This window comes from Arthrobacter sp. ISL-30 (genome assembly GCF_018613855.1).
Classification (GTDB): Bacteria; Actinomycetota; Actinomycetes; order Actinomycetales; family Micrococcaceae; genus Arthrobacter.
Genome location: NZ_JAGGPK010000008.1, coordinates 1 through 5,752, shown reverse-complemented (window position 1 = coordinate 5,752; position 5,752 = coordinate 1). Strand labels below are relative to the sequence as shown.

The window sequence follows — 5,752 nt, the reverse complement described above, 5'->3', positions numbered from 1 at the left end:
GGGGTGGTTCGGCTTTTAGCCGGGTTGCCCGGGTCGTGCGGGTCTGGTAGGTTTGGTAAGTTGCTCCGGAGCGATCCTGAACGTTGGTTTGGGTGGTGCCGGGTGTGTCTGTTGTTTGAGAACTCAATAGTGTGCCATGTTTGTTGATACCGATTTTTATTGAATTGGTTGAATGGCCGGGTCCTGCCGTTTTGCGTGGTTGGGGTCTGGTTTTTACAGCTGGTTTCAAATTTTGTGCAGCTTTGGCCTGTGTTATTTCCGCGGGTTTTGGTTGTGTCTGTTTTTGTTTTACTTCAACGGAGAGTTTGATCCTGGCTCAGGATGAACGCTGGCGGCGTGCTTAACACATGCAAGTCGAACGATGATCTGGTGCTTGCACCGGGGATTAGTGGCGAACGGGTGAGTAACACGTGAGTAACCTGCCCTTGACTCTGGGATAAGCCTGGGAAACTGGGTCTAATACCGGATATGACCGCTTCACGCATGTGATGGTGGTGGAAAGCTTTTGTGGTTTTGGATGGACTCGCGGCCTATCAGCTTGTTGGTGGGGTAATGGCCTACCAAGGCGACGACGGGTAGCCGGCCTGAGAGGGTGACCGGCCACACTGGGACTGAGACACGGCCCAGACTCCTACGGGAGGCAGCAGTGGGGAATATTGCACAATGGGCGCAAGCCTGATGCAGCGACGCCGCGTGAGGGATGACGGCCTTCGGGTTGTAAACCTCTTTCAGTAGGGAAGAAGCCGTGAGGTGACGGTACCTGCAGAAGAAGCGCCGGCTAACTACGTGCCAGCAGCCGCGGTAATACGTAGGGCGCAAGCGTTATCCGGAATTATTGGGCGTAAAGAGCTCGTAGGCGGTTTGTCGCGTCTGCTGTGAAAGACCGGGGCTCAACTCCGGTTCTGCAGTGGGTACGGGCAGACTAGAGTGCAGTAGGGGAGACTGGAATTCCTGGTGTAGCGGTGAAATGCGCAGATATCAGGAGGAACACCGATGGCGAAGGCAGGTCTCTGGGCTGTAACTGACGCTGAGGAGCGAAAGCATGGGGAGCGAACAGGATTAGATACCCTGGTAGTCCATGCCGTAAACGTTGGGCACTAGGTGTGGGGGACATTCCACGTTTTCCGCGCCGTAGCTAACGCATTAAGTGCCCCGCCTGGGGAGTACGGCCGCAAGGCTAAAACTCAAAGGAATTGACGGGGGCCCGCACAAGCGGCGGAGCATGCGGATTAATTCGATGCAACGCGAAGAACCTTACCAAGGCTTGACATGGGCCGGATCGCCGCAGAAATGTGGTTTCCCCTTTTGGGGCCGGTTCACAGGTGGTGCATGGTTGTCGTCAGCTCGTGTCGTGAGATGTTGGGTTAAGTCCCGCAACGAGCGCAACCCTCGTTCTATGTTGCCAGCGGTTCGGCCGGGGACTCATAGGAGACTGCCGGGGTCAACTCGGAGGAAGGTGGGGACGACGTCAAATCATCATGCCCCTTATGTCTTGGGCTTCACGCATGCTACAATGGCCGGTACAATGGGTTGCGATACTGTGAGGTGGAGCTAATCCCAAAAAGCCGGTCTCAGTTCGGATTGGGGTCTGCAACTCGACCCCATGAAGTCGGAGTCGCTAGTAATCGCAGATCAGCAACGCTGCGGTGAATACGTTCCCGGGCCTTGTACACACCGCCCGTCAAGTCACGAAAGTTGGTAACACCCGAAGCCGGTGGCCTAACCCCTTTGTGGGAGGGAGCCGTCGAAGGTGGGACCGGCGATTGGGACTAAGTCGTAACAAGGTAGCCGTACCGGAAGGTGCGGCTGGATCACCTCCTTTCTAAGGAGCGCCTTACAATGTTCTGCCTGGGGGTGTATGTCCTGGGGTGGGGGTTGTCAGGAGCAAAGCCCATTGCGCAGGCGCATGTTCTGCGGTGGGTGCTCATGGGTGGAATATCAGCAAAGAGTGCCGGTGCGTTTGTTCGTGCCCTGGTTAGTACGGAAACCCCTGCCTTTGTGGTGCGGGTTTCCTGGAACGCGTGGGGTGCGGGTAAGGGGCTGGTGCGTGTGGCACACTGTTGGGTCCTGAGGCAACAGGACCGTTATGCAGCTGCTGTTGTTGTGATGGTGGTTGTGTGCCGGGGCCGGTTGGTTCTGGTTTTTTCCTGCCGCGCCGATCACACAGGTAAACGCCTTTTTGGGGTGTGTGTGGGGTGTGTGGTGTGGGGTTGTTGTTTGAGAACTACATAGTGGACGCGAGCATCTTGTAAAGCAATTTTTGTTTTTGATGTTGAATCTTTGGTCTTTGTGATCATTGGTTCTCTCGAATGTATGCATGTTTGATTTTTGTGTGGTCAAGTTTTTAAGGGCACACGGTGGATGCCTTGGCATTAGGAGCCGAAGAAGGACGTAGGAATCTGCGATAAGCCTGGGGGAGTTGATAACCGAGCGGTGATCCCAGGATGTCCGAATGGGGAAACCCCGCCAGACGCGCGAGTGATCTGGTGACCCGCATCTGAACACATAGGGTGCGTGGGGGGAACGCGGGGAAGTGAAACATCTCAGTACCCGCAGGAAGAGAAAACAATAGTGATTCCGTTAGTAGTGGCGAGCGAACGCGGATCAGGCTAAACCGTTTCCATGTGTGATAGCCGGCGGGCGTTGCATGGGCGGGGTTGTGGGACTTTCCGTGCCGGTTCTGCCGGGCCGGCGAGGGTGTGGTGCAGGCATAGGTGAACGGTCTTGAAAGGCCGGCCAGAGAGGGTGTGAGCCCCGTAACCGTAATGTTGTGCATCCCTTTTGGAGAGTATCCCAAGTAGCACGGGGCCCGAGAAATCCCGTGTGAATCTGTCAGGACCACCTGATAAGCCTAAATACTCCCTAATGACCGATAGCGGACTAGTACCGTGAGGGAAAGGTGAAAAGTACCCCGGGAGGGGAGTGAAACAGTACCTGAAACCGTGTGCTTACAATCCGTCGGAGCAGTCTTGTTACTGTGACGGCGTGCCTTTTGAAGAATGAGCCTGCGAGTTAGTGTTACGTCGCGAGGTTAACCCGTGTGGGGAAGCCGTAGCGAAAGCGAGTCTGAACAGGGCGAGTGTAGTGGCGTGATCTAGACCCGAAGCGGAGTGATCTACCCATGGCCAGGTTGAAGCGACGGTAAGACGTCGTGGAGGACCGAACCCACTTCAGTTGAAAATGGAGGGGATGAGCTGTGGGTAGGGGTGAAAGGCCAATCAAACTCCGTGATAGCTGGTTCTCCCCGAAATGCATTTAGGTGCAGCGTTGCGTGTTTCTTGCCGGAGGTAGAGCTACTGGATGGCCGATGGGCCCTACAAGGTTACTGACGTCAGCCAAACTCCGAATGCCGGTAAGTGAGAGCGCAGCAGTGAGACTGTGGGGGATAAGCTTCATAGTCGAGAGGGAAACAGCCCAGACCACCAACTAAGGCCCCTAAGCGTGTGCTAAGTGGGAAAGGATGTGGAGTTGCCCAGACAACCAGGAGGTTGGCTTAGAAGCAGCCACCCTTGAAAGAGTGCGTAATAGCTCACTGGTCAAGTGATTCCGCGCCGACAATGTAGCGGGGCTCAAGTACACCGCCGAAGTTGTGGCATTCACACATTCTCCAAGCCTTTGTGGTTCAGGAGTGTGGATGGGTAGGGGAGCGTCGTGTGGGCGGTGAAGTCGCGGTGTGAACCAGCGGTGGAGCCTACACGAGTGAGAATGCAGGCATGAGTAGCGAAAGACGGGTGAGAAACCCGTCCGCCGAATGATCAAGGGTTCCAGGGTCAAGCTAATCTGCCCTGGGTAAGTCGGGACCTAAGGCGAGGCCGACAGGCGTAGTCGATGGACAACGGGTTGATATTCCCGTACCGGCGAAAAACCGCCAATACCAAGCGGGGGATACTAACCGCCCGAAGCCTGCCCGAGCGCCCTTGTGGTGTGAGGGTTTTGGTGGAGCGCGGGACCTGATCCCGGGAGGTAAGCGTATTAACAGGTGTGACGCAGGAAGGTAGCCGGGCCGGGCGATGGTTGCCCCGGTCCAAGGATGTAGGGCGAACGGTAGGCAAATCCGCCGTTCATTGAGCCTGAGATCTGATGGGACCCCCGTTCGGGGGGATCCGGTGATCCTATGCTGCCTAGAAAAGCATCGGCGCGAGGTTTTAGCCGCCCGTACCCCAAACCGACACAGGTGATCAGGTAGAGAATACCAAGGCGATCGAGAGAATTATGGTTAAGGAACTCGGCAAAATGCCCCCGTAACTTCGGGAGAAGGGGGGCCTGCCCCGTGATGGGAACTTGCTTCCCGGAGCGGGTGTGGGCCGCAGAGACCAGGGGGAAGCGACTGTTTACTAAAAACACAGGTCCGTGCGAAGTCGCAAGACGATGTATACGGACTGACTCCTGCCCGGTGCTGGAAGGTTAAGAGGACCGGTTAGCCTCACGGCGAAGCTGAGAATTTAAGCCCCAGTAAACGGCGGTGGTAACTATAACCATCCTAAGGTAGCGAAATTCCTTGTCGGGTAAGTTCCGACCTGCACGAATGGAGTAACGACTTCCCCGCTGTCTCAACCATAAACTCGGCGAAATTGCAGTACGAGTAAAGATGCTCGTTACGCGCAGCAGGACGGAAAGACCCCGAGACCTTTACTATAGTTTGGTATTGGTGTTCGGAGTGGCTTGTGTAGGATAGGTGGGAGACTGTGAAGCCCGGACGCCAGTTCGGGTGGAGTCATCGTTGAAATACCACTCTGGTCACTTTGGACATCTAACTTCGGCCCGTAATCCGGGTCAGGGACAGTGCCTGATGGGTAGTTTAACTGGGGCGGTTGCCTCCTAAAAAGTAACGGAGGCGCCCAAAGGTTCCCTCAGCCTGGTTGGCAATCAGGTGTCGAGTGTAAGTGCACAAGGGAGCTTGACTGTGAGAGAGACATCTCAAGCAGGGACGAAAGTCGGGACTAGTGATCCGGCGGTACATTGTGGAATGGCCGTCGCTCAACGGATAAAAGGTACCTCGGGGATAACAGGCTGATCTTGCCCAAGAGTCCATATCGACGGCATGGTTTGGCACCTCGATGTCGGCTCGTCGCATCCTGGGGCTGGAGTAGGTCCCAAGGGTTGGGCTGTTCGCCCATTAAAGCGGTACGCGAGCTGGGTTTAGAACGTCGTGAGACAGTTCGGTCCCTATCCGCTGCGCGCGCAGGAAATTTGAGAAGGGCTGTCCTTAGTACGAGAGGACCGGGACGGACGAACCTCTGGTGTGTCAGTTGTACTGCCAAGTGCACCGCTGATTGGCTACGTTCGGATGGGATAACCGCTGAAAGCATCTAAGCGGGAAGCTCGCTTCAAGATGAGATTTCCATACACCTCCGGGTGTGAGAGGCCCCCAGCAGACCACTGGGTTGATAGGCCGGATGTGGAAGCGAGGACTAACGACTCGTGAAGCTGACCGGTACTAATAGGCCAACAACTTACACCACACAAACATACATACTGCTTGCGTCCACTATGTGGTTCCCGAACAACAACCCGGAACCCACAACTGAATAACAACACCACAGCCGCCCCCAAAAAAAGGGGCAGCAACATGTTGTAACCACAGAATCACCCCCGCACCACCCACCACGGGTCCGTGCCAGGGGGAACAAGGGTTACGGCGGTCATAGCGTGGGGGAAACGCCCGGTCCCATTCCGAACCCGGAAGCTAAGACCCACAGCGCCGATGGTACTGCACCCGGGAGGGTGTGGGAGAGTAGGACACCGCCGGACA

The 5,752-nt window shown here is 56.0% G+C and carries 3 rRNA genes; all 3 read left to right on the top strand.

The window, feature by feature from the left end:
* The first annotated feature begins 293 nt into the window (after positions 1–293).
* The 3 genes from J7E82_RS02810 to rrf all read left to right on the top strand — a co-directional run bounded on the left by J7E82_RS02810 (position 294) and on the right by rrf (position 5,751).
* A 16S ribosomal RNA gene (locus J7E82_RS02810) occupies positions 294–1,822 on the top strand.
* 512 nt (positions 1,823–2,334) lie between these two features.
* Positions 2,335–5,462: ribosomal RNA gene (locus J7E82_RS02805) — 23S ribosomal RNA — on the top strand.
* Positions 5,463–5,634: 172 nt separating this feature from the next.
* A 5S ribosomal RNA gene (rrf, locus tag J7E82_RS02800) occupies positions 5,635–5,751 on the top strand.
* The 16S, 23S and 5S rRNA genes sit together here, the layout of an rRNA operon.
* Position 5,752 lies beyond the last annotated feature (1 nt).